The 23,509-nt window shown below is 67.6% G+C and carries 20 protein-coding genes; 9 read left to right on the forward strand and 11 right to left on the reverse strand.

Annotation, left to right across the window (positions count from 1 at the left end):
- Positions 1-24: 24 nt before the first annotated feature.
- A complete protein-coding gene (locus AABA51_RS10330; protein ID WP_338271709.1) occupies positions 25-1,356 on the reverse strand; it encodes an aspartate aminotransferase family protein in 1,332 nt (443 codons plus the stop codon).
- A 268-nt stretch (positions 1,357-1,624) separates the two neighbouring features.
- Here AABA51_RS10330 and AABA51_RS10335 point away from each other — a divergent pair, with 268 nt between their 5' ends.
- Positions 1,625-2,260 carry a TetR family transcriptional regulator C-terminal domain-containing protein gene (locus tag AABA51_RS10335; RefSeq protein ID WP_338271712.1) on the forward strand — a complete coding sequence of 212 codons (636 nt, stop codon included), beginning with the start codon at positions 1,625-1,627 and terminating at the stop codon, positions 2,258-2,260.
- Between the two features lie 67 nt (positions 2,261-2,327).
- Here AABA51_RS10335 and preA read toward each other — a convergent pair whose 3' ends face one another.
- Both preA and AABA51_RS10345 read right to left on the reverse strand, forming a co-directional pair.
- The gene (preA, locus tag AABA51_RS10340; protein ID WP_338271714.1) at positions 2,328-3,632 is read right to left on the reverse strand and encodes an NAD-dependent dihydropyrimidine dehydrogenase subunit PreA; all 1,305 of its coding nucleotides are present in this window, start codon (positions 3,630-3,632) and stop codon (positions 2,328-2,330) included.
- Positions 3,633-3,711: 79 nt separating this feature from the next.
- A complete protein-coding gene (locus AABA51_RS10345; protein WP_338271717.1) occupies positions 3,712-5,046 on the reverse strand; it encodes an NAD(P)-dependent oxidoreductase in 1,335 nt (444 codons plus the stop codon).
- A gap of 283 nt (positions 5,047-5,329) precedes the next feature.
- On the opposite strand from AABA51_RS10345, the gene accB reads away from it, so the two are divergent.
- The 4 genes from accB (at position 5,330) to AABA51_RS10365 (ending at position 9,005) form a co-directional block, all read left to right on the forward strand.
- Positions 5,330-5,839, forward strand: a complete 510-nt coding sequence (accB, locus tag AABA51_RS10350) for an acetyl-CoA carboxylase biotin carboxyl carrier protein (protein ID WP_338271720.1) — start codon at positions 5,330-5,332, stop codon at positions 5,837-5,839.
- A gap of 15 nt (positions 5,840-5,854) precedes the next feature.
- Complete coding sequence (accC, locus tag AABA51_RS10355; RefSeq protein WP_338271721.1) at positions 5,855-7,201, forward strand: acetyl-CoA carboxylase biotin carboxylase subunit; 1,347 nt, start codon at positions 5,855-5,857, stop codon at positions 7,199-7,201.
- 151 nt (positions 7,202-7,352) lie between these two features.
- Positions 7,353-7,979 (forward strand): leucyl/phenylalanyl-tRNA--protein transferase, encoded by a 627-nt coding sequence (gene aat, locus AABA51_RS10360; protein ID WP_338276532.1) that lies wholly within the window; start codon positions 7,353-7,355, stop codon positions 7,977-7,979.
- Between the two features lie 90 nt (positions 7,980-8,069).
- Positions 8,070-9,005, forward strand: a complete 936-nt coding sequence (locus tag AABA51_RS10365) for a Hint domain-containing protein (RefSeq protein WP_338271722.1) — start codon at positions 8,070-8,072, stop codon at positions 9,003-9,005.
- Positions 9,006-9,052: 47 nt separating this feature from the next.
- On the opposite strand, the gene AABA51_RS10370 is transcribed toward AABA51_RS10365, so the two are convergent.
- From AABA51_RS10370 to AABA51_RS10380, 3 genes are all read right to left on the reverse strand, one after another.
- Positions 9,053-9,634, reverse strand: a complete 582-nt coding sequence (locus tag AABA51_RS10370) for a DUF2155 domain-containing protein (RefSeq protein WP_338271724.1) — start codon at positions 9,632-9,634, stop codon at positions 9,053-9,055.
- Positions 9,631-10,089, reverse strand: coding sequence for an outer membrane lipid asymmetry maintenance protein MlaD (gene mlaD, locus AABA51_RS10375; protein ID WP_338271726.1), 459 nt, complete (start codon positions 10,087-10,089; stop codon positions 9,631-9,633). The genes AABA51_RS10370 and mlaD overlap by 4 nt, the downstream gene beginning before the upstream one ends.
- Positions 10,090-10,190: 101 nt before the next feature.
- A complete protein-coding gene (locus AABA51_RS10380; RefSeq protein ID WP_338271727.1) occupies positions 10,191-10,568 on the reverse strand; it encodes an NADH:ubiquinone oxidoreductase subunit NDUFA12 in 378 nt (125 codons plus the stop codon).
- 377 nt (positions 10,569-10,945) lie between these two features.
- On the opposite strand from AABA51_RS10380, the gene AABA51_RS10385 reads away from it, so the two are divergent.
- Together AABA51_RS10385 and AABA51_RS10390 are read left to right on the forward strand one after the other, a co-directional pair.
- A complete protein-coding gene (locus tag AABA51_RS10385; protein WP_338271729.1) occupies positions 10,946-12,238 on the forward strand; it encodes an O-acetylhomoserine aminocarboxypropyltransferase/cysteine synthase family protein in 1,293 nt (430 codons plus the stop codon).
- Between the two features lie 189 nt (positions 12,239-12,427).
- Complete coding sequence (locus AABA51_RS10390; protein ID WP_338271731.1) at positions 12,428-15,796, forward strand: hypothetical protein; 3,369 nt, start codon at positions 12,428-12,430, stop codon at positions 15,794-15,796.
- A 33-nt stretch (positions 15,797-15,829) separates the two neighbouring features.
- Here AABA51_RS10390 and mgtE read toward each other — a convergent pair whose 3' ends face one another.
- A complete protein-coding gene (gene mgtE, locus AABA51_RS10395) occupies positions 15,830-17,236 on the reverse strand; it encodes a magnesium transporter (protein WP_338271733.1) in 1,407 nt (468 codons plus the stop codon).
- Between the two features lie 108 nt (positions 17,237-17,344).
- Here mgtE and guaD point away from each other — a divergent pair, with 108 nt between their 5' ends.
- Positions 17,345-18,640 carry a guanine deaminase gene (gene guaD / locus AABA51_RS10400; RefSeq protein WP_338271735.1) on the forward strand — a complete coding sequence of 432 codons (1,296 nt, stop codon included), beginning with the start codon at positions 17,345-17,347 and terminating at the stop codon, positions 18,638-18,640.
- Positions 18,641-18,723: 83 nt separating this feature from the next.
- Here guaD and glmM read toward each other — a convergent pair whose 3' ends face one another.
- Positions 18,724-20,067 (reverse strand): phosphoglucosamine mutase, encoded by a 1,344-nt coding sequence (gene glmM / locus AABA51_RS10405; protein WP_338271737.1) that lies wholly within the window; start codon positions 20,065-20,067, stop codon positions 18,724-18,726.
- Between the two features lie 22 nt (positions 20,068-20,089).
- Complete coding sequence (folP, locus tag AABA51_RS10410; RefSeq protein WP_338271739.1) at positions 20,090-21,115, reverse strand: dihydropteroate synthase; 1,026 nt, start codon at positions 21,113-21,115, stop codon at positions 20,090-20,092.
- Positions 21,116-21,329: 214 nt separating this feature from the next.
- On the opposite strand from folP, the gene AABA51_RS10415 reads away from it, so the two are divergent.
- Complete coding sequence (locus AABA51_RS10415) at positions 21,330-21,824, forward strand: GNAT family N-acetyltransferase (protein WP_338271740.1); 495 nt, start codon at positions 21,330-21,332, stop codon at positions 21,822-21,824.
- Here the strand turns inward: AABA51_RS10415 and AABA51_RS10420 are convergent.
- Together AABA51_RS10420 and AABA51_RS10425 are read right to left on the reverse strand one after the other, a co-directional pair.
- The gene (locus tag AABA51_RS10420; protein ID WP_338271741.1) at positions 21,754-22,716 is read right to left on the reverse strand and encodes a dihydroneopterin aldolase; all 963 of its coding nucleotides are present in this window, start codon (positions 22,714-22,716) and stop codon (positions 21,754-21,756) included. The two genes, AABA51_RS10415 and AABA51_RS10420, sit on opposite strands and share 71 nt — an antisense overlap.
- Before the next feature lie 72 nt (positions 22,717-22,788).
- Positions 22,789-23,490: a cell wall hydrolase gene (locus AABA51_RS10425; RefSeq protein WP_338271743.1), complete on the reverse strand. Its 702-nt coding sequence runs from the start codon at positions 23,488-23,490 to the stop codon at positions 22,789-22,791.
- Positions 23,491-23,509: the final 19 nt, after the last annotated feature.

A 23,509-nucleotide genomic window follows, 5' to 3' on the forward strand; every position in this document is an offset into this window, starting at 1 on the left:
CTGTCAGTATTTTACGGGCCGTTCTTAATGCAGCCTGTGAAGAATGTCGCGCAAGGTGCCGACAAGCTGGTCGATATGCGCCTTTTCGATGATCAAGGGCGGCGACATGGCGATGATATCGCCCGTGGTGCGGATCAGGACGCCCTTTTCATAGGCTTCGAGGAAGGCGCTGAAGGCGCGTTTCGTCGGCTCGCCCGGGATGGGTTCCAGCTCGATCCCCGCGATCAGACCCATGTTGCGGATGTCGATCACATGCGGGCAGTCGCGCAAGGAATGCACCGCGTCCTCCCAATAGGGGGCCATCTCGGCGGCGCGTTCGAACAACCCTTCCTCGCGGTAGGTTTCGAGCGTGGCGAGACCCGCGGCCGAGGCGATGGGATTGCCCGAATAGGTGTAGCCGTGGAAGAGCTCGATCAGATGCTCGGGGCCCTGCATGAAGGCATCGTGGATGTCCTTGGTCGCCAGCACGGCCCCCATCGGAATGACGCCATTGGTCAGGCCCTTGGCGCAGGTGATCATGTCGGGCATGACCCCGAAATGATCGGCGGCAAAGGGGCTTCCCAGGCGACCGAACCCGGTGATGACCTCGTCGAAGATGAGCAAGATGCCGTGCCTGGTGCAGATCTCGCGCAGCTTTTCCAGGTAGCCCTTGGGCGGCATCAGAACCCCGGTCGAGCCCGCCATGGGTTCGACGATCACGGCGGCGATGGTTTCGGGGCCATGCAGCGCCACGATACGCTCCAGCTCATCGGCCAGATGCGCGCCATGGTCCGGCTGCCCGCGCGAAAACGCGTTCTGCGCGGGCAGATGGGTGTGCGGCAGATGGTCGACGCCCGTCATCAGCGTGCCGAAGAACTTGCGGTTGTTGACGATGCCGCCCACCGAAATGCCGCCAAAGCCCACGCCGTGATAGCCGCGTTCGCGCCCGATCAGCCGCGTGCGCGTGCCCTGCCCGATCGCGCGCTGGTAGGCGATGGCGATCTTGAGCGCGGTATCCACCGCCTCGGAGCCGGAATTGGTGAAGAACACATGCTCGAACGGCGGGGGCGCCAGGTCGCGCAGGCGGTTGGCCAGATCGAAGGCCTTGGGATGGCCCATCTGGAAGGCCGGCGCGTAATCGAGTTCGCCCGCCTGCTGGCGGATCGCCTCGACGATCTTGGGGCGGTTGTGGCCTGCGTTGCAGCACCAAAGACCCGCCGTGCCGTCCAGCACCTCGCGCCCGTCCGCCGTCTTGTAATGCATGCGGTCGGCGCTGACGAACATCCGGGGCGTCTTCTTGAATTGCCGGTTCGCGGTGAAGGGCATCCAAAAAGCGGACAGATCATTGGGCACCGGGTTGGAACGGTCGAGCGCCATGGCGGCTTTCCCTGTCTTGCGCCCCCGGTCGCGCGCCGCCGGAGGCTCGGGTTATCGGACCTTGCGGTCACGGATTGGTTTTTGACCAAACGGTCAAGGCTACGCTAGCAGAGGCGCTGTGCCAGTCAATGAATTGTCCCCGAGGCCCTGCACAAAGACAAGGCTTATGATGGGCAAATGATCGGCGCGGCCCCGGCTTTGCCTGCCTGCTGGGCGTTGCGCGAAAGCGCCTCTTGTCTCGGGCCGCGCGCTTGGGTCTGATGGAGCCATGGCAGTCGCATCTCCCCGAACCCCGGCCCGCCCCCGGACCCGGACCCGGATCCAGACAAAGAACCGCGAAACCATCCTCGAAGCCGCGCTCGAGGTGTTTTCGCAGCATGGGTTCAGGGGGGCGACGCTCGACATGATCGCGGCCGAGGCGGGGCTGTCGAAACCCAACCTGCTCTATTACTTCCCCTCCAAGGAGGCGATCCACGTGACGCTTCTGAGCCAGTTGATGAACACCTGGCTCGACCCGTTGCGCGCGCTCGATCCCGGCGGCGATCCGGTGGCCGAGATCCTGGGCTATGCGCGGCGCAAGCTGGAGATGAGCCGGGATTTCCCCCGCGAATCGCGGCTCTTCGCCAACGAGATCGTGCAGGGCGCGCCCCGGATGCAGGCGGCGCTGGCCAGCGATCTCAAGACGCTGGTCGACGAAAAATCCGCCGTGATCCGGGGCTGGGCCGCGCAGGGAAAGATCGCCGATGTCGATCCGCATCACCTGATCTTCTCGATCTGGGCGCTGACGCAGCATTACGCCGATTTCGACGTGCAGGTCCGCGCGGTCCTGGGCGGCGCGCGCGACCCGATCGCCGAGGCGGAAGTGTTTCTCGACACGCTGTTCCGCCGGCTTCTCGCCCCCTGATCCCTTCATCTTTCCACAAATATGCTCGGGGGAGCCCGAGGGGGCAGACAGCCCCCTCGGTCCCGTCCTATTCCGCTGCGGTGCGGGCCGCGGGATTGTTGGGATGCGTGGTCCAGTTGGCATAATCATCGGACACGGTCACGCCCGTGCGCGGATCGACCGTGCCCGCCTCCATCCGCTCCATCGTGATGCAGCCCTCGACCGGGCAGACGTTCACGCACAGGTTGCAGGCGACGCATTCGTCATCCTGCACCTCGAAAACGCGGTCGGGCGACATGGTGATGGCCTGGTGGCTCGTATCCTCGCAGGCCGCATAGCAGCGCCCGCATTTGATGCAGGCGTCCTGGTCGATGCGGGCCTTGGTCACGTAATTGAGGTTCAGGTGCTGCCAATCGGTGACATTGGGGGTGGCGCGCCCGATCAGATCGGACAGCGCCATGTCCTTGTCATCGAGGTATTGCGACAGGCCCGAGATCATTTCCTGCACGATCTTGAACCCATAGGTCATGGCCGCGGTGCAGACCTGCACATTGCCCGCGCCCAGCGCCAGGAATTCGGCCGCATCGCGCCAGGTGGTGACGCCGCCGATGCCCGAAATCGGCAGGCCACGGGTTTCGGGGTCGCGCGCGATCTCAGCCACCATGTTGAGCGCGATGGGCTTGACCGCCGGGCCGCAATAGCCGCCATGGCTGCCCTTGCCGTCGATGGAAGGTTCGGGGCTGAAACTGTCGAGATTGACGGAGGTGATGGAGGAGACGGTGTTGATGAGCGACACGGCATCCGCCCCGCCCTGTTTCGCCGCCCGCGCAGGCCCCCGGATATCGGTGATGTTGGGCGTCAGTTTCACGATGACGGGCATGCGGGTGGTCTGCTTGCACCAGCGGGTGATCGCCTCGATCAGGTCGGGGGCCTGGCCAACGGCGCTGCCCATGCCGCGTTCGCTCATGCCGTGCGGGCAGCCGCAATTGAGCTCGATCCCGTCGGCACCGGTTTCCTCGACAAGCGGCAAGATCGCCTTCCACGCCTGTTCCTCGCAGGGCACCATGAGCGAGACGATCATGGCGCGGTCGGGCCATTTGCGCTTGACCTCCTTGATCTCGCGCAGGTTCACCTCGAGCGGGCGGTCGGTGATCAATTCGATGTTGTTGAGCCCCAGAAGCCGCCGGTCCGCGCCCCAGATCGCGCCGTAGCGCGGGCCGTTGACGTTGACGACGGGCGGCCCGGCCTCGCCCAGCGTTTTCCAGACGACACCGCCCCAGCCGGCCTGAAAGGCGCGTTCGACATTATAGGCCTTGTCGGTCGGCGGGGCCGAGGCCAGCCAGAACGGGTTGGGCGATTTGATGCCGAGGAAGGTGGAGGTAAGATCTGCCATGGTCCCGGTCTCCCTGTTTGCGAGCCCGAATTTTCGTCCGAAAATTCGGGGGTTGCGATTATTCGTACGAATAATCGCGTTAGGTGGTCAGCGTGGCGTGGATGTCTTCGGCAGCGTCCCGGCCCTCTGCGACGGCGGTGACGGTCAGGTCCTCGCCCCCCGCCGCGCAATCGCCGCCGGCCCAGATGCCCGCCTTGCTCGTGCGGCCCGAACCGCTGACCGCGATCTTGCCGCCCGTGATTTCCAGCCCATCGGGCGCGCCGTCGAGGGTCTGGCCGATGGCTTTGAGCACCTGATCGGCGGGAATGTCGAAGGTTTCGCCGGTGCCGACAAGCGACCGACCCTCGGACCGCGTGTATTCGACCCGCACCCCCGTGACCGCGCCATTGCCGAGGATTGCGACGGGCATGGCGTTGAAGATGAAGCGCACCCCCTTGGAGGCTGCCAGATCCTGTTCGTAGCGGCTGGCGGGCATCGCGTCGCGGCCGCGCCGGTACAGGATCGTCACGCTTTCGGCCCCCAGAAGCTTGGATTGGACCGCCGCGTCGATGGCGGTCATGCCGCCGCCGATGACCACCACGTTGCGCCCGACAGGCAGCGCGGACAGATCGCCGGATTGGCGCAGATCCGAAATGAAATCAACGGCATCGCGGACGCCTGAACGGTCCTCTCCCGCCGCGCGGAGGGCATTCACCCCCGCCAGACCCATGCCGAGAAAGACGGCGTCGAAGCCGGAGCTGAGCGCGTCAAGCGTGATGTCACGGCCCAGCGCCTTGCCGGTTTCCATCGTGATGCCGCCGATCTTGAGCAGCCAATCGACCTCGGCCTTGGCGAAATTTCCAACGGATTTGTAATAGGCGATGCCGTATTCGTTGAGGCCGCCGCCCTTGGGCCGCGCATCATAGATCGTCACGTCATGGCCATGCATCGCAAGGCGATGCGCGCAGGCGAGCCCCGCAGGACCCGCGCCCACGATCGCCACGCGTTTGCCCGTGGGGGCTGCGCGGGTGAAGGGGTGGATGCCCTGTTCCATCAGCGTATCGGTGGCAAAGCGTTGCAGGCGGCCGATCTCGACCGGTTTGCCCTCGGCGGTTTCGCGGACGCAGGCTTCTTCGCAGAGTGTCTCGGTCGGGCAGACGCGGGCGCACATGCCGCCCAGAATGTTCTGATCGAAAATGGTTTTCGCCGCCGCCTCGGGCGTGCCGGTGGCGATCTGGCGGATGAAAAGCGGGATGTCGATCGAGGTGGGACAGGCCGTGATGCAGGGCGCATCATGGCAGAAATAGCAGCGGTCGGCGGCCACCAGCGCCTCATGCGCATCGAGCGGCGCGTGCAGATCGGCGAAGTTTTCGGCGAGCGTCGCGGCATCGAGCCGGGCGGCGGCGATGCCGGGGGTGAAAGGGCTGTTCGTCATCGGGCGCATCTCCCTGCGAGCGAATGGCTGTGATCTGGGTCGAGGCTGGCACGGGTCCCAAATTTTATCAAATGGTAAATTTCTGGAGCCATATGTTTCGCAAGTCTTAATGGCGCGTCCCGGTCAGGCTGCCGAAAAAACGGGCAGAGGGAGGATGACGACGGATGCACGGGGCGGGTTTTCCCCGCACGATGCCTGCGCTATACGCGTCAGCCAGACGGCCCGTACGACCGGGCGGAGCGCGGCAAGGGTTTGGTCCCGCCGCCGAGCTGCGAGGACAGACATGAGCGACAAGACCGATGCGACCCGCGCCAGTGACGTGGCCTTCATCAAGGCCCTTGCGGAGCTGCTGGACAGCAATGACCTGACCGAGATCCAGGTGAAGCGGGAATACGGCGAGAACGACTGGCTCAACGTGCGCGTGGCGCGTGGCGGCGTGATGGTGCAGGCGCCGATGCAGATGGCCGCCCCGCAGATGCTGGCCCCGCAGGTCGCCCCGGCCCCCGCCGCTGCCGCAGCCAGCGCCGCCGCCGCGCCGACCGGCGATCCGGCGCAGGCGCCCGGCGCCGTGACCTCGCCCATGGTGGGCACGGTCTATCTGCAGGCGGAACCGGGATCGAAGCCCTTTGTCGCGGTGGGCGACCAGGTGGCCGAGGGTCAGACGCTGCTGATCGTCGAGGCGATGAAGACGATGAACCAGATCCCCGCGCCGCGCGCGGGCACCGTCAAGCGCATCCTCGTCGAGGATGGCGCGCCCGTCGAATACGGCGCGCCGCTCATGATCATCGAGTGAGCGGGGCGTAGCGCAATGTTCAACAAGATCCTCATCGCCAACCGCGGCGAGATCGCGCTGCGTGTCATCCGGGCCGCGCGCGAGATGGGGGTGGCGACCGTCGCGGTCCATTCCACCGCCGACAGCGACGCGATGCATGTGCGCATGGCCGACGAGGCGATCTGCATCGGGCCGCCGCCGTCGGGTCAATCCTACCTGTCGATGCCCGCGCTGATTTCGGCCTGCGAGATCACCGGCGCGGAAGCGATCCATCCCGGCTACGGCTTCTTGTCGGAAAACGCCAATTTCGTGCAGGCGGTCGAGGATCACGGGATCAAGTTCATCGGCCCCTCGGCGGAACATATCCGCCTGATGGGCGACAAGATCACCGCCAAGGACACGATGAAGAAGCTGGGCGTGCCCTGCGTTCCGGGATCGGAGGGCGGCGTTCATCACCTGGACACCGCCTATGCGGTCGCCAAGGAAGCGGGCTATCCGGTCATCGTGAAGGCCACGGCGGGCGGCGGCGGGCGCGGCATGAAGCTGGCGCGGACCGAGGCGGAGCTGGAAACGGCCTTTCGCACCGCGCGGAGCGAGGCCAAGGCGGCTTTCGGCAATGACGAGGTCTATATCGAGAAATATCTCGGGCGGCCCCGGCATATCGAGGTGCAGGTTTTCGGCGACGGCAAGGGCCGCGCCGTGCATCTGGGCGAGCGGGATTGTTCGTTGCAGCGCCGCCACCAGAAGGTGTTCGAGGAGGCCCCCGGCCCCGCCATCGACCGCGAGACGCGCGACCGGATCGGGGCGACCTGTGCCAAGGCGGTCGCCGATCTGGGCTACGAGGGCGCGGGCACGATCGAATTCCTGTATGAGGATGGCGAGTTCTTTTTCATCGAGATGAACACGCGGCTTCAGGTCGAACATCCGGTGACGGAGGCGATTTTCGGCGTGGACCTCGTGCGCGAGCAGATCCGCGTGGCGGCGGGCCTGCCCATGTCCTTCGAACAGGGGGATCTGGAGGTCAACGGGCATGCGATCGAAGTGCGCATCAATGCCGAGAAACTGCCCAATTTCTCGCCCTCGCCGGGGCGGATCACGCAATATCACGCGCCGGGCGGATTGGGCGTTCGGATGGACAGCGCGATCTACGACGGCTACCGCATCCCGCCCTATTACGACAGCCTGATCGGCAAGCTGATCGTGCATGGCCGCGACCGGCCCGAAGCGCTGGCGCGGCTCAAGCGGGCCTTGGGTGAATTGATCGTGGATGGCGTGGACACGACCGTGCCGCTGTTCCATGCGCTGCTGGAGGAACCGGCGGTGCAATCGGGCGATTACACGATCCATTGGCTGGAAGGCTGGCTTGCCGAAAACCTCGGCTGAGGATTGGCCCGTCTCGAGCGCCTATCCGCCCGAGACGATCCCGGCCCTGCCCGAGGGCGGGCCGGTGGTGGAGTTGGGCGCGGGATTGCCACCGGCAAGACTTTTGCGCTTCCCCCATGACTTTCCGGGAAAGAGCGCCATATCCCTTTCCATGGCACATGACATGTTCGCGCCGGCCCGTCCGGCGCTGACCCCGGAGCTGATGATACGGGCCTATGCGGCCGGCATCTTCCCGATGTCGGACGGTGCAGAGGATGACAGCATTTTCTGGGTCGACCCGCAAAGGCGGGGTGTCTTTCCGCTGGACCGGTTCCATGTGTCGCGCTCGCTGTCCCGGCGCATCCGGCAGGGCGGTTTCGAGATCGCGATCAACCGCGATTTCGGCGCCGTGGTCGCGGCCTGCGCCGACCGGCCCGAGACATGGATCAATGCCGATATCCACAACACCTACATGGCGCTGCATGCGATGGGCCGGGCCCATTCGGTCGAGGTCTGGATGGAGGGCCTGCTTGCGGGCGGCGTCTTTGGCGTGACGCTGGGGGCCGCGTTTTTCGGGGAATCGATGTTCTCGCGCCGGACGGATGGATCGAAGCTGGCGCTCGCACATCTGATCGAGCGGCTGCGGGGGGGCGGGTTCCAGCTTTTCGACACGCAATTCACCACCTCGCATCTGGAGAGCCTTGGCGCGGTCGAACTGCCGCGCGCGGAATACCGGCGGCAATTGCAGCTGGCGCTGGCGAGCGAGGCGGATTTCTTTGCGATGGACCGGGCGGGCTGAGGGGGGAATTTTAACCTCGGCCTGGTACGGATCTTGCAGCTGCGGGTGGGAGCAGCGTCATTCCGCGCGCGCAGGGCAAGGTAGCATTCCGTGGCACAGATCACCATCACCGCCAATGACACCCCGGTCACGACCTTCACCTCGGGCGGGGCGACGGACCGGCAGATCGATATTTCCGGCACCTTCGAAGACGAGGTGACCGTGGCCGAGCAGCCGGGGTCGCAGAACAGCGAACTGACGCAGGGCGAGACGGTCGATGTCGCGTTCGATTTCGGGGGAACGACGTTCACGGTCGCCTATCAATACATCGGCTTCCTGTCGTTCAACGGCGTGGATTACCCGGTGTTCTTCCTCGAGAGCGCGGGCTGGCTGGTGGTGGGCATCGCGCTCGACCCGGCGGAATATCCGACGGTGGACACTGTCCTGCCGCGTCTGAACACGACCGACCCCTTTACCGATTTCGCGACGGTCTGTTTCGCGGCGGGCACGGCGATCATGACGCCCGATGGGCCGCGCCCGGTCGAGGCGCTGCGCATCGGCGATCTGGTGTCGCGCGCGGATGGCGGTGTGACGCCCGTGGTCTGGATCGGGCGGCAGAGGCTCAGGCCCTGGTTGGGCGGGCCAGGCAAGGCGCGGCTGGTGCGGATCGCGGCAGGCGCGCTTGGCGCGGGGCTGCCCCTGCGCGATCTGTGGGTGACGCCCGATCACGCGATCCGGATCGAGGGGCTGTTGGTCAATGCGGGCGTGCTGGTGAATGGCGCGACGATCACGCTGGAGCCGGTCAAGGCGGAGATGACGGTCCATCATGTCGAGACCCAGCGCCATGACGTGATCCTTGCCGAAGGCGTGGCGGCCGAGACTTTTGTCGATTATGTCGGGCGGCAAGCCTTTGACAATCATGCGGAATATGTGGCGCTTTACGGCACGGCGCGGCCCATCGCGGAAAGCGCTGCGCCGCGCGTCACCAGTGCCCGGATGCTGCCCATGGACCTGCGGGCGAGGCTCGGGATCGAACGGGCGGCCTGAACCGCAGCCTCAGCCGCGCCCGATCAGCCGCCCGATCAATCGCCCGATCAATCGTCTGTGCAGCGCAGCACCCACAGATCGTAGCGGGGGTGTTCGAGCGCCACGAGCGCGGGCGAGGAGGCGATCATCCAGCCGTCGAAGATCGTTGCGCCCGCATCGGTCAGGACCTCGAGATGGGCGAAAGCGTCCGACGAGGGATCCTCGACCGGGTAGCGGCATTCGACGGCCCGGATCGCGAGCCGCCCGAAGATCACGGTTTCGCCCATGGCAAGGTCGATGTCGGTGGGCCGGCCCAGCACCTTGTCGAGCGCGCGCAGGATCACGCGCGGGGCCTGAGCCGTTTCGGGCTGGAAGACCGAGGTGACGGGCGAGCCGGTTCCGGGAAAGCTGCGCAGCGTCACGTCGGGCTGGCCGTCGGTGATCTGCAGCTGGATTTCGGGACCGGGGGTGACAAGCCCCCCTTCGGCGCCGAGCGAGGGGAGATCGGGATCGATCGGGGTATCGGGGTTCAGGGCGAAACCGTCGAGCGTCGTGCCCCCGCCGAGGCTGTCGAATTGCTGCGCGGGGGTGGCACCCGGCAGGCCCGCCAGAACGAGGGCGCAGACGAGAAAGAGGCCCCCTGCCCTCATTCCGCGTCGCTGCCCGAGACGAAGCGCATCAGGAGCGTCACGAGGCTGACCGAGCCTTGCGTATCCATGATCTGGTCGCCGGGGCCATAGGTGAAGGGCGAGCCGCCGGGCAGGATCTCGACGAAATTGCCGCCAAGCAGGCCTTCGGAGGAGATGGCGATGGCGCTGTCATCGGGCAATTCGATGTCGTCGCGCAGGGTGAAGGTGGTTTCGGCGCGGAAGGTTTCGGGGTTGAGCGTCATGGCCGTGACCGTGCCCACCTGCACGCCCGCAAGCCGCACATCGGTGCCGACCGCGATCCCGTCGGCAGAGCGGAAGGAAGCGGTGAGCGTGTAGCTGCCGCCCGAGGGGCCCGAACCGGTGCTGCTGGCGGCATAGAAGAAAAAGCCCACGGCGACGGCCATGACGGCGGCGCCCACCAGCACCTCGGTGATCGTATTGTCCTGCGCGGCCATCGGTTGCGCCCCCTCGTCAGCCTGCTGTCACCGTTCGCTTATCGCAACTGGGCGCGGGCGATCCAAGGGGTCTTGCACGGCGGAAGGGCACAAAGCGCCGATCACTCGGGCGTCCAGGCCTCGTAATCGCGGCGTTCGACCGGATCGGCGCGGCGAATCGAACCGGCGGGCAGATGGGCCATGGCGGTGCCGGTCGGATTGGCGAGATGGGGCTTTTCCCAGGCCTTGTGCGGCAGGGGCTTTTCGCTGGGCGTTTCGGCCCAGGTGTGATGCAGCCAGCCGTGCCAATCGGGGCTGATGCGGCTTGCCTCGGCCTCGCCGTTGAAGATCACCCAGCGACGTTTGCCGTCGCGGGAGCGGTAGAAGATGTTGCCCTGGTCGTCCTGCCCGACCTTGACGCCGTTGCGCGCGGTCCAGAGCTGGGTGCCGACCGTCTGGCCGTTCCACCAGGTCACGAGGCGGTTGAGAAAGCTGAGCATGGGCGGCACCACCGGGGCATTTGGGTCTGTGAGGGGTCTTCTGCCCCAAGTGGCGCGGGGCGTCCAGTGCCATGGGGTCGCGCTTCGGGGGCTTGGGCCCCCTCATTGCGGCGGGGACGGGCGGCGGGGCCTGTCTGCCCCTCGTTCCGGTGGAATGGGTCAAGACGGTGGGGGCTGTCTGCCCCCCACGCCCCCCGAGGATATTTTCGAAACGAAGAAGGCGGAAACGCGGTTCGGTTTCGGGACCGGGGCTGGAACATATGTGGTGGGGAGCCAGGATTGGGCGGACGGGCGGCCTTTCCTTGTGCGGGGCGATTGAAGGCGGGGCCTCGTTTGCCTAAAGCTGCGCGAGATGCGGAATTTCGGGGGAGAGAGAGATGTCCGACGCACCATCCTACGGTTTCGACACGTTGCAGATCCACGCAGGCGCGCGGCCCGACCCGGCGACGGGCGCGCGGCAGACGCCGATCTACCAGACCACGGCCTATGTGTTCCGCGATGCCGAACATGCCGCGGCACTCTTCAACCTTCAGGAAGTGGGCTACATCTATTCGCGGCTCACCAACCCCACCGTCGCCGTGTTGCAGGAGCGGATCGCGACGCTGGAAGGGGGCGTGGGCGCTGTCTGCTGTTCCTCGGGCCATGCGGCGCAGATCATGGCGCTGTTCCCGCTGATGGCGCCGGGGCGCAACATCGTCGCCTCGACCAGGCTTTACGGCGGCACGGTCACGCAGTTCAGCCAGACCATCAAGCGCTTTGGCTGGTCGGCGAAATTCGTCGATTTCGATGATCTGGACGCCGTGAAGGCCGCCATCGACGAGGATACGCGCGCCGTGTTCTGCGAGGCGATCGCCAATCCGGGCGGCTATATCACCGATCTGCGCGCCATCGCGGATGTGGCGGATGCGGCGGGCCTGCCGCTGATCGTCGACAATACCTCGGCCACGCCCTACCTGTGCCGCCCCATCGAGCATGGCGCGACGCTGGTCGTGCATTCGACGACCAAGTACCTGACCGGCAACGGGACGGTGACGGGCGGGGCCATCGTCGATTCGGGGAAATTCGATTGGTCGGCGAGCGACAAGTTCCCGTCCCTTTCGGCGCCCGAGCCTGCCTATCACGGGTTGAAGTTCCACGAGACCTTCGGGCCCTTGGCCTTCACTTTTCACGGGATCGCCATCGGGCTGCGTGATCTGGGCATGACGATGAACCCGCAGGCCGCCCATTACACGCTGATGGGGATCGAGACGCTGTCCTTGCGGATGCAGCGCCATGTGGAGAATGCGGTGACGGTGGCCAAATGGCTGGAGGCCGATCCGCGGGTCGATTTCGTGACCTATGCCGGGCTGCCATCCTCGCCCTATTTCGAGCGGGCCAAGAGTGTTTGCCCCAAGGGCGCAGGGGCCTTGTTCACCTTTGGGCTGAAGGGCGGATACGAGGCTTGTGTGAAGCTGGTCGATTCGCTGCAGATCTTCAGCCATGTGGCGAACCTGGGCGATACCCGCAGCCTGATCATCCATTCGGCCTCGACCACGCATCGCCAGCTGACGCCCGAGCAGCAGGTGGCGGCGGGGGCGGCACCCAACGTGGTGCGGCTGTCCATCGGGATCGAGGATCCGGCCGATCTGATCGCGGATCTGGACCAGGCGCTGGCCAAGGCCACGGCCTGAACGAAGCCTTGGGGGTGCGCATGCTGCGCGCCCCTTTTTTCCGGCGGCGTTTGGACATAGACTGTTTTCCGCCGATACCGGACGCGTCTTGCGGGCAAGTGTTTTCCCCGCGCGTCTTGTCATGTAGACCGGCGTGACGAAGGGGTGCGGCACCAGGCACGCCCCGATGGCTAGGACCCGAGGTCGGATGTGACAGTCGAATTCGCGCTTTTCCTGTCTCCGGAGGGCATCGCGCTGGCCCATCGCCAGCAGGGCGGCCATTGGGCGCTCGTGGCGGAGGCCAGGCCCGAGGGCGATGATCTGGGCCCGGCCATGGCCGCGTTGCGCAGCGCCGCAGAGTTGCGGGGCGGGAGCGATGCGCAGGTCCTGCTTGTGCTGCCCGATGACCAGATCCTTTATACTTCCTTCATGGCACCGGCGCATGACGCCGATCTTGTGGCCCTGCGGATCACCGAGGGGCTGGACGGTCTGACACCCTATGCGGTCGAGGACCTGGTGCATGATTGGTGCGCGGTCGAAGAGGACCGGGTGAAGGTCGCCGTGGTGGCACGCGAAACGCTGGACGAGGCGCGCGCATTTGCGCTGTCGCACGGGTTCACGAGCGCGGGCTTTGCCGCGATGCCGCCGGCCGAGCGGTTCCCGACCATGCCGGTCTTTGGCGACAGTGCCGAGGCGCTGGGGCTGGACCGGGGCGGCATGGCGTTCGGGTCGGATGATTGGACGCCGCCCGAGCCTGTGGCAGAGCCGGAAGCGGCACCGGAAGAGGAGCCGGAAGCGGATGGTGCGACCGGATCGACTGGTGACGGTGAGACCGACGCAGCTGCAGCGGATCGGAGCGATGCAAAGGTCGTGAGCGCCGAGGGGGCGGGGCCGCAAGAGGCGGCGCCGTCGTCGGAGGACGAAGCGTCCGAGAGCGTCGAGAGCGCCGGGGATGCGGCGGCGGCGGAACCGGCGGGCGGCGCGGATGAGGCGCAACCGGAGGCACAAACCGGGGCGTTGACCAAGCCGTCGGAGCCGCAAGCCGCTGAAGCTGTGGCTGCGGAGCCGGAGGTTGAGCCGGAAGTTGCGCCGGAAGCGGAGCCGGAAGTGGCGGCGAAACCCCGCGACGGGGCAAGCGGGGCGGATGCTGCGGGTGATGAGCCGGAAGCGGAAGTGGATCAGCAGGCCGACATGGCCGCGCCGATCACGCCCGAGGTGAAAGACGATCTGTTGGACGGGGACGAGGACGTGTCCCGCGCGAAGGCGGCGGAGGCGGCGGATCAGGCGGAGCCGAACCCGATCCTCGATCCGACGCTGGAGCGGCCTGTGCTGCCGATCGCGGCCGAGCCGGAATTGCCCCTGTCGGGGTCGGCTGCAGCGCCCCTGGCGGATGCATCGGCGGATGAGGCCGAGGCGGAGACCCCGACCGATCCGGTCAAGCCTGCGCGCGGCAAGGGCGCGTCCCGGTCGCAGCCGCGCCTGAATGCGGAACGGCCCGAGGGGGCGCAAGCCCGCCCCACGGGGGCGCGTCGGCTGTCGATCCCGCCCGAGGCGGGCGCCCTCACCGATCCGGAGGCGGAGATCGCGCCCCGGACGGAGGAAGGCACGCAGACCGAGGCGGAGGCGGCGGGCGGCCCGATGCCGGCCTTTTCCGCCCGCCGGGGCAAGGTGGCCAAGCCGGGGAATGGCGCGGGCGAGACCCTGTCGTCGCGGCCCTCGCGGCTGGGCTTCGGTGCGGCCGGTCCCACGCCGACCCCGCCGGTGCTGCATCCCGATGCGACGGTGGGACCTGCAACACCCGGCCCGGTGCGCCCCGGCCACAGGCTGGCCGCGCAACTGGCCCGCGTGCGCGATGCCAGCAAGCTGGCCATGCCGCTGTCGGGGCGTGAACGTGGCGAGAGTGACCCGCGCGCAACGCCCAAGGTGGAGGCCCTCGCTCCGGAGGCGGGGGAGACCCATGTCGCGGGAGAGGCGCGCGTTGCTGCGCCTGCGCCTGCGCCTGTGTCGAAGGGTGCGGCACTTGCCGCGCGCGGCCTGAAGCTGGGCCTGCCCCGTCGTCGCGCCGAGCGTGAGGAGACGGAGACGACACCGCCCGGACAGGTCGATGGCGGCGCGGCCTTTGCCAGCGGGCTTTTGGCGCGCAAACCCGTGGAGAGCGCGGGCCCGTCCTTCAGGACCGGGCTGATCCTGACGCTCGTGTTGCTGGTCCTGCTGGCGCTGATCGCGATCTGGTCGGCCTTGTTCCTGCCCGACAGCCCCATAGCGCGGCTGCTGGGTGGCGGGGATCGCGACACGGTCGCCGTGGAGGAGGCTCTGCCGCCGCCGCCGCTTGCCGTCACGGCGCCCCCTGCGATGGGCGCGCTCGATACGGGAGGCGCGGCGGAAGAACCTGTGGCGGCCGCAGAATCCGTCCCCGAGGCCGAGGTGCCGGTCAGCGTCGCGGAACCTGTGGCTGCAGAAGATGTGGCGGCCCTGTCGGACGAACCGGATGTGGCGCCCGAGGCCGAAGCGGTGGCCCCGGTCGCGGCCCTGCCCGATATCGACGCCGATCTGGACCTGCCGCCGCTGCCGCCCCTGCCCGAGGATCTGCTGCCCACGCTGGAGGAGACCGAGCGCATCTATGCCGAGGACGGGATCTGGCCCAGAACGCCGGACCGCCCGACGCTGGCGGCCCTCAGCACGTCGAACGAGATCTATCTCGCCTCCATCGACCCCGAGGTGCCGGTGACCGATGCCATCGCGCTGGCCGATCCGGTGCTCGACCCGACCGAGGTGCTGCGACGGGTGCCGCCACCGCCCCCCTTTGGCGTCACGCCCGACCGTGATGCAAGGGGACTTGTCACCCCCACGCCCGAGGGCGTTCTGACCCCCGAGGGGGCTTTTGTCATTTCGGGCCGCCCCGCGGTCGACGCGATCCCGCGCCCGCGCGAGGTGGTGACGGATACCGCCCCTGCCCTGCCCCAGATCGATGTGGATGACGCGATCTTGCGCACCGTGCAGCCGACGCCGCGTCCGCTGGACCTGGAGGAGACGCGCGAACGGCAGGTGCTGGGCGGGTTCTCGGCCAGCGAACTGGCCGCGCTGCGCCCGGAGGGACGCCCGGTGTCGGCGCAGGAAAGCGCGGCGCAAGCCTCGCTCTTTCCGCGCGAGGTGGAGGCCGCCGTGACGGAAGCCGTGGCCGCCGCGATCGAGGGCACGGAGCTTGCGGTTGCAAGCTCGCGCCCGCCGCGGCTGCGCCCCGAGAATATCGCGGCGCTGGTCGCGGCCGCCGAGGAGAGCGTGCAAAGCGCCCCGGCCGTCCCGCAAGAGGCCATCGCGCGCGCGCCCGCCATCCCGTCGAATGCCGATGTCACCCGCGCCGCGACCGAGCGCAACGCGATCCGGCTGCGCGACATCAACCTGATCGGTGTGACAGGCACCCCCAACGACCGCCGCGCGCTGGTGCGCCTGCCGTCGGGTCGGTTCGTGCGGGTGGCGGTGGGCGACCGGCTGGATGGCGGCCGGGTGGCGGCGATCGGCGAGAATTCCCTGCAATATGTCCTCAACGGGCGGAACGTGACGCTGGAAATCCCCGGTTAGGGGGTGGGGTTGGTGCGCCGTGACAGGCGCGCCCTACAGAAGGACCAGGACCGCGAGGCCGAGGAAGGCGAAAAAGCCCACCACATCGGTGACCGTGGTCACGAAAGCCCCCGAGGCGAGCGCGGGGTCGATGTTGAGCCGGTCGAGCGCCACGGGGATCAGGATCCCCGCCAGACCCGCGACCAGCAGGTTGATGATCATGGCGGCCGCGATCACCGCGCCAAGCATCGGGTTACCGAACCAGAACAGCCCGATCACCCCCATCACCACGGCGAAAACCGCCCCGTTGATCAGCCCAACAGCACCCTCCCGCAACACGACCCGCACGAGGTTCGACCGCGTCAGGTCGCGCGTCGCGATGGCGCGCACCGCGACCGTAAGCGATTGCGTGCCCGCATTGCCCCCCATCGAGGCGACGATGGGCATCAGCACCGCCAGCGCCACGATCTGGGCGATGGCCGCCTCGAATTGCGAAATGACCAGCGAGGCGAGGATCGCCGTGATCAGGTTCACGAAGAGCCAGGGAAAGCGCTGTTTCGTGGTTTCGATCACGCGGTCCGACAGGCTCGATTCCTCGCCCACGCCAGCGAGTTTCAGAAGATCCTCCTCGGCGGCTTCATCGAGCACGATCATCGCGTCGTCGATGGTGATGACCCCCACAAGCCGCCCGTCCTCGTCCACCACGGGGGCGGAAATCAGGTGGTACTGGTTGAAGGCATAGGCCACGTCATCCTCGTGCTGGGTCGCGGGGATGGTGCGGAAACTGTCCTCGACGATCTCGCGCAATTCCGTCTTGCGCGCGGAGGACAGGAGCCGTCCCAGCGTGACATAGCCCGTGGGTTTCATCCGCGGATCGGTCAGGATCACGTGGTAGAATTGTTCGGGCAGGTCGCGCTTGTGGGCGCGCAAATGGTCGATCATCTCGCCCACGGTCCAATGCTCGGGGGCATGGACCACCTCGCGCTGCATCAGGCGGCCGGCGGTTTCCTCGGGATAGGCCAGCGCGCGTTCGACAGCGACCCGGTCGGCGGGTTCGAGCGCGTCGAGGATCTGCTCGATCTGCTCGTCCTCGAGATCCTCGACAAGGTCGACCACATCGTCCGAATCAAGTTCGCGGACGGCATCGGCCAGAACCTGTTCGGGCAGAAGGGCGATGACCTCTTCGCGCAGACCCCAGTCGAGCTCGGACAGAACCTCGCCGTCGATGCCCTTGGACCAAAGCCCGAGCCAGGCCGCGCGTTCGCCGTCGGAGACCTGTTCCAGAAGGTCGGCGATATCGGCGGCATGGAGCGGTTCCATCAGCGCGTCGATGGCCGCGACATCGCCTGCGGCCACAAGCGCCTTCAGCTCACCGCGCAGGCCTTCGTCCAGCGCATAGGCATCGCGGCCCTCGTCCACCTCCCGCTCGCGCAGGATCGTGTCGTCATCCTGGTCCGCCATGCCTGCCCCCAATCCGCTCGTGCCGCACCGTCGGTTTGCCCCTAACATAGGACGCGGGGGGCGGCTATCACCGGGGTAGAGGATATCGACAGGAAAGAGGCGCGCGCGATGACCGACAGGCTGATCCTGGGGCAGATCCTGGCCTTTTCGGGCGATCCCTTTGTCGAAGGGGTCGGTGCCGCGCGCCATGAGCGGCGCGGTGGCCTGCTTGTCCGGGAGGGAAAGATCGCGGCCATGGGCGATGGCGCGGCGCTCAGGGCGCAATACCCGCAGGCAGAGGTCACCGACCATGGCGCGGATCTGATCCTGCCCGGGTTCGTCGATGCCCATGCCCATTATCCCCAGACCGCGATCATCGCGAGCTGGGGCAAGCGGCTGATCGACTGGCTGAACAGCTACACCTTTCCCGAGGAGGCGCGGTTTGCCGATCCGGCCTATGCGGCGGAGGTGGCGGGCCGATACCTGGACCTGATCCTTGCCCATGGCACGACCACGGTCGCGAGCTACGGCACGATCCATCCCGAAAGCGTCGCGGCCTTTTTCGCGGCGGCCCAGGCGCGGGGGATGCGGGCGCTGGCGGGCAAGACCTGCATGGACCGCGACACGGCCCCCGCCTATCTGCGCGACACGGCGCAATCGGCCCATGACGATACCGCCGCCCTGATCGCGCGCTGGCACGGGGTGGACCGGCTGTCCTGTATCATCACGCCGCGCTTTTCACCCACGTCGACGCAAGCACAGCTGGAGGCGCTGGGGGCGCTATGGGCGGCCAATCCCGATTGCCTGATGCAGACGCATCTGAGCGAACAGACCGACGAGATCGCCTGGGTGAAATCGCTCTACCCGCAGGCGCGCGATTACCTGGACACCTACGAGGCGCATGGGCTTTTGGGGCCCAATGGGCTTTATGGCCATGCGATCCACCTGGAGCCGCGCGAGATCGACCGGCTGGCCGAGGTGGGGGCCGCGGTGGTGCATTGCCCGACCTCCAACACCTTCATCGGATCGGGGCTGTTCGACATGGGGCTGCGGGCGCGGATGCGGGTGGGGCTGGCCACGGATACGGGCGGCGGATCGTCCTTTTCCATGCTGCGCACGATGGCAGCCGCCTATGAGATCGCGCAATTGCGCGGGCAGGCGCTGCACCCGTCCGAATTGATATGGCTGGCGACCGGCGGCTCGGCGGAGGCTTTGCGGCTGGGCGAGCAGATCGGAAGGCTGGCCGTGGGGCACGAGGCGGATCTGGTGGTGCTCGACCTGGCCTCTACCCCCGCCATCGCGCAGGCGGCGGCGCGGGCCGAGGATATCTGGCAGGCGGTCTTTCCCACGATCATGATGGGCGATGACCGCGCCATCCGTCAGACCTATGTCGCAGGCACCCCGGCCCTGCCCCGCGCGGGTTGACCAAAGGTAAACGGATTCAGATTTTCATTTTAAATCAGGATCTTGGACCCTTGTGCAAGCTTACACAAGGGCCTGGCACCGGCTCAGCAGGCCGCCTCGACCGCGCCGACGATCTCTTCGACGACGGCGACCATCAGCGCCTCGTCCTCGGCCTCGGCCATGACGCGGATGAGCGGCTCGGTCCCGGATTTGCGGATCAGGAGCCGCCCCTGCCCGTTCAGCCTGGCCTCGCCCGCCGCGATGGCGGCCTGCACGGCGGGGGCCTCGAGCGGGGCCTGACCGGCGGCGAAGCGCACGTTGCGCAAGAGCTGCGGCACGGTTTCGAAGCTGCGCGAGAGTGCGCTGGCGGGCTGGCCCGTGCGCACCATCTCGGCCAGGAACTGGAGGCCCGCGATCAGCCCGTCGCCCGTGGTCGCGTAATCGGTCATCACGATATGGCCCGATTGCTCGCCGCCAAGGTTCAGCCCATGGGTGCGCATCGCCTCGACCACGTAGCGGTCGCCCACGGGGGTGCGGTGCAGCCGCACGCCGCGCGCATCGAGGAAGCGTTCGAGGCCAAGGTTCGACATGACGGTGGCGGCCAGGGTCTGGCCCTTGAGCCGCCCCTCTGCCGCCCAGCGCTGCGCGAAAAGCGCCATGATCTGGTCGCCATCGGCCACGGCCCCGGTTTCATCGAGCAAGATCACCCGGTCGGCATCGCCATCGAGACAGATGCCCACATCGGCCCCCGTCTCGCGGATCTTGGCCGCCGCCGCCTCGGGGGCGGTCGAGCCCACGCCTGCGTTGATGTTGCGCCCGTCGGGGGTGACGCCGATGGCGATGACCTCGGCCCCCAATTCCCACAACACCTCGGGGGCGGCGCGATAGGCCGCGCCATTGGCGCAATCGATCACGACCTTGAGCCCGTCGAGCGTGAGGCCCTGCGGAAAGGTCCCCTTGACCCGTTCGACATAGCGGAAGCGGCCATCGTCGATCCGCTTGGCGCGGCCGATGTTCTGGGCCTGGGCGGGCTGGATTTCGGCGGCGACCAGCGCCTCGATCTCGAGCTCGGCCTCGTCCGAGAGCTTGAAACCGTCGGGGCCGAAGAACTTGATCCCGTTATCCTCGGCCGGGTTGTGGCTGGCCGAGATCATCACGCCCACATCGGCGCGCATCGAGGGCGTCAGGAGCCCCACCGCGGGCGTGGGCACGGGGCCGAGCAAAAGCACGTTCATGCCCGTGGAGGTAAAGCCCGCCGTGAGCGCGTTTTCCAGCATGTAGCCCGAGAGCCGGGTATCCTTGCCGATCACCACGCGATGGGCGCGGCTGCCGTCGCGGCGGAAATAGCGGCCCGCCGCCGCGCCGAGGCGCAGCGCCATCTCGGCGGTCATCGGATAGGAATTGGCGCGCCCCCGGACGCCGTCTGTGCCGAACAGCTTGCGTGTCATTTCTGCCCTCGTCCTCGTTTGTTCACGGCCCGGTCGGGGCCGTCGCGGCCAGCGCCTGCCAGAGCGCCAGTGCCTGCCGGTGGTGTCCCATATCATGAACGCGCAGCATCTGCATGCCCTGCGCAACACCCCACAGGCCGATTGCCGCCGATCCGGGCGCGCGGGCGGCGGCCACGGGTTCGCCCGCGATCGTGCCGATCAGGCCCTTGCGCGACACGCCCAGGAGCACGCCGCAACCCAGCCCGTGAAAGAGGCTGAGGCGGCGCAGGAGGGCGAGGTTCTGGTCCAGCGTCTTGCCGAAACCGATGCCGGGATCGACCATGATGCGGTCGCGCGCCACGCCCGCCGCCTCGGCGCGGGCGACGCAATCGGCCAGCGCGTCATAGACATCGAGAAGCACGTCGCCATAGGCCTCCGCCGCCAGTCCCTGCATGGTTTCGGGCGTGCCGATGGAATGCATCACGATGAGTGCTGCCCCCGTTTCCGCCGCGACGCGGGCAAGATCGGGATCGTGGCGCAGGCCCGAGACATCGTTGAGGATGCTGGCCCCGGCCGCGATCCCTGCCCGCGCCACGGCGGATTTGCGGGTATCGAGGCTGAGGGGGGCGGTGATGCCCTGACCTGCAAGGGCCGCGATGACGGGTTCGACGCGGGCGATTTCCTCGGGCACCGGGGTTTCGGGCGCGCCGGGGCGGGTGGATTCGCCGCCGATGTCGATCAGGTCGGCCCCTTCTGCCAGCATCGCCTGCGCACCGGCCAGCGCATCGGCGGTCGCGGCATGCCGGCCCCCGTCCGAGAAACTGTCGGGCGTGACGTTGAGAATGCCCATCAGGCGCGGTCGGTCGAGGGTCAGACCGGCAATGGGCGCGCGGGGGGCGGTGAAGGGGGCCAGCGCCTCGGGCGCGATCTGGCTGGCGGGGACGATGCGCGGGGGCGCGTGTCGCGACAGGATCTCGACATGGGTGAAGCGCACCCAGCCGCCGGCAAGGACAAGGCTGCCGGGGGCAACGGCGGGATCGGTCAGGGGAATGGGGCGCAGGTAATCCATGCCGCGCGCCTAGCGGGCGGAGCGCGGGGTGACAAGAGGGGCGGCTGGGGCTGTCCCGTGGATCGGGGCGAATTCTGCGCTGGCCTGCGCGGGGCGGGATTTGCGCAAGCCTGCGCGGGGGGGATTTGCGCAAGCCTGCGCGGGGGGATTTGCGCAAGCCTGCGCGGGGGCGCGAATCTTGACGCAACGTCACTTTCCCCCTCAGATGGCGGCCATGACCACGACCCCGCTTTTCAGATCGGCCCGGCTTACGGGACATGCGCCCGACAGGCGGGCAGCACCGCTTTATGCGGACTTGTTCGGTGCGGCGCGCGGCAGCGACCGGTTGGCCGCGGACCTGCTCGACTGGTCGCGCCACGGGGTTGCGCCCTGGACCCTGTTTCATGCCGGACGCGCTGTGGGCGTTGCGGGGTTCCGCATCGGCTTTGGCGGGGAGGGGCTGGAATTGTCGTTCCATTTCCTGCCCGATGTCGCGGGCCAGGGGCTGGCCAGCGAATTCGTTCAGGCCGCGCTGGATCACGCGATCACGACATTTCGCGAGGAACATTTCCACGCCGAGGTCGCGCCGGACAATGCGATCTCGATCCGGGTTCTGGAAAAGGCGGGCTTTCGGCCAGAGCCCGACGGGGCAGACCCGGTCAGGATGCGGCTGGTGATCCGTCGACCGGATCGGGCGGGGGCGCCAACGCGTCCCGCCTTGTCAGCCTGAGCCCCGGGGGGGCGACGATATCGGCGGGCGCGCCGAAGGCCAGCACCTCGACCGCGACGAAAGCCTGCGCAAGCCAAAGCGCCAGCGCGAAAGGATCACGCACAAAGGCCCCCGGCCCGTCATGGGCATCAAGCACCAGTTTCGACGGGGCCCAGACGCTGATCTGCCCATGCCGCATGGCCCAATCAAGCTCGGTCCGGCTGTCCACCACAACGCAGCGGGGATCACGCGCGGCCAGAACCCAGGCCGATTGCTCGATGGCCAGCAGGTCGATGCGCCGTTGCGGCATGGCGTGGGCGGCCTGCGGCGCAGGCAGATCGGGGCGACCGACACAGAGGATGATGGGCGCGCCGCCCTCCTCCAGACGGTCGAGAAACCGGGGCAGATCGGGGCGGGCGATGGCCTCGGACGAGAGGTAGACGACGCGGGGATGGGGCGCATCATCGGGCAAAAGGCGCAGGCGGCCCCGCATGGGCGGCGCGTTGCGCAGGATTTCGACGCCCAGCACATAAGGGCCACGGTCAAGCTTGCCGATCCGCACGAAACAGCGCGCGGCCAGCGGATGGGCAAGGATGCGGTCCGCGATGCGCGCGGCGAGCGTTTCGAGCAGATTGACGCGTTCGGCGGCCAGCGCCGCGTCGATGGCTTCGACGATCGTGTCGTAGCTGAGGATGCGGTCGACATCGTCGACGGCCTGTTCGGCGCGGGTTTCGACCTCGACCACCACGTCGAATTGCACGGTCTGGGTGATGCCGCGTTCGGCCTGAAAGGCACCGATCTCGACCTCGCGGCGGTGGTCGGTCATGGAGATACGGTCGCGCGGCGGATCACCGGCGAGGGCCTTGGCCCGTTCGGAGGGATGGCGGAAGGCCTGTGCGATCTCGTCGGTCATGGCCCCGCCTAGCATGGGGCATGCGCTTGCGCCAAGACCGGGGGCGGCGGATCAGGGGCGATCCGCGACGCCTCAGTATTGCTGGCGGTAGAAGATGTGGGTGCCGTAGCGGGCCGTGCGCGGATAGACACGCGCCCAGCGCGGGCTGACGTAATCGGCGTGGTAATGGGTGGCCCCCGCCGTCAGGTCGCGCGGCGCACCGTCCAGCATGATACGCGCGATATTGCCCGCGCGGTTCCACGCCCGGCGGTCGGTCACGATCTCGGGGATACCGTCGCAGGTATAGGTGAACTGGCAGGCATAGCGCCGCCCGGTGCCCTGGTTGACGACACCGCAGACGCTGTCGGGATAATTGCGGCTATCGACGCGGTTCAGGATCACCTCGGCCACGGCATATTGGCCTTCGACGCTTTCGCCGCGCGCTTCGAAATAGATCGCTTCGGTCATGCAGCGCCATTGCGCATTGCCCCGCGGGCGGGGCATGGAATCAAGGCGGCTGGCCGACATCACGCGCCGGTCGCGGCCTGTGGCCCCACCGGTGAAGGGCGCACCGATCTGGCGCACGCGGTCGCCCGACAGGCCCGAGAGCGAGGCCGTTTCGATGCCCATGAGCGCGCCGAGGCGGCTGCCGATATCGGTTTCGACGCCGACGTCGGGCAGAATTTCCACAGCGATGCCGGGGGTCGAGGTGCTGGCGGTCACATCCGCACGCGCGCCCGCCCCAAAAACGAGCATCGCCGCGCAAAGCGCCACGCCAATCCGTGTTTTTCCCATCTCGTCATCCTTTCCGGGG

The sequence above is a fragment of the Roseicyclus marinus genome, from assembly GCF_036322625.1.
In the GTDB taxonomy this organism is placed as follows: domain Bacteria; phylum Pseudomonadota; class Alphaproteobacteria; order Rhodobacterales; family Rhodobacteraceae; genus Roseicyclus; species Roseicyclus marinus_A.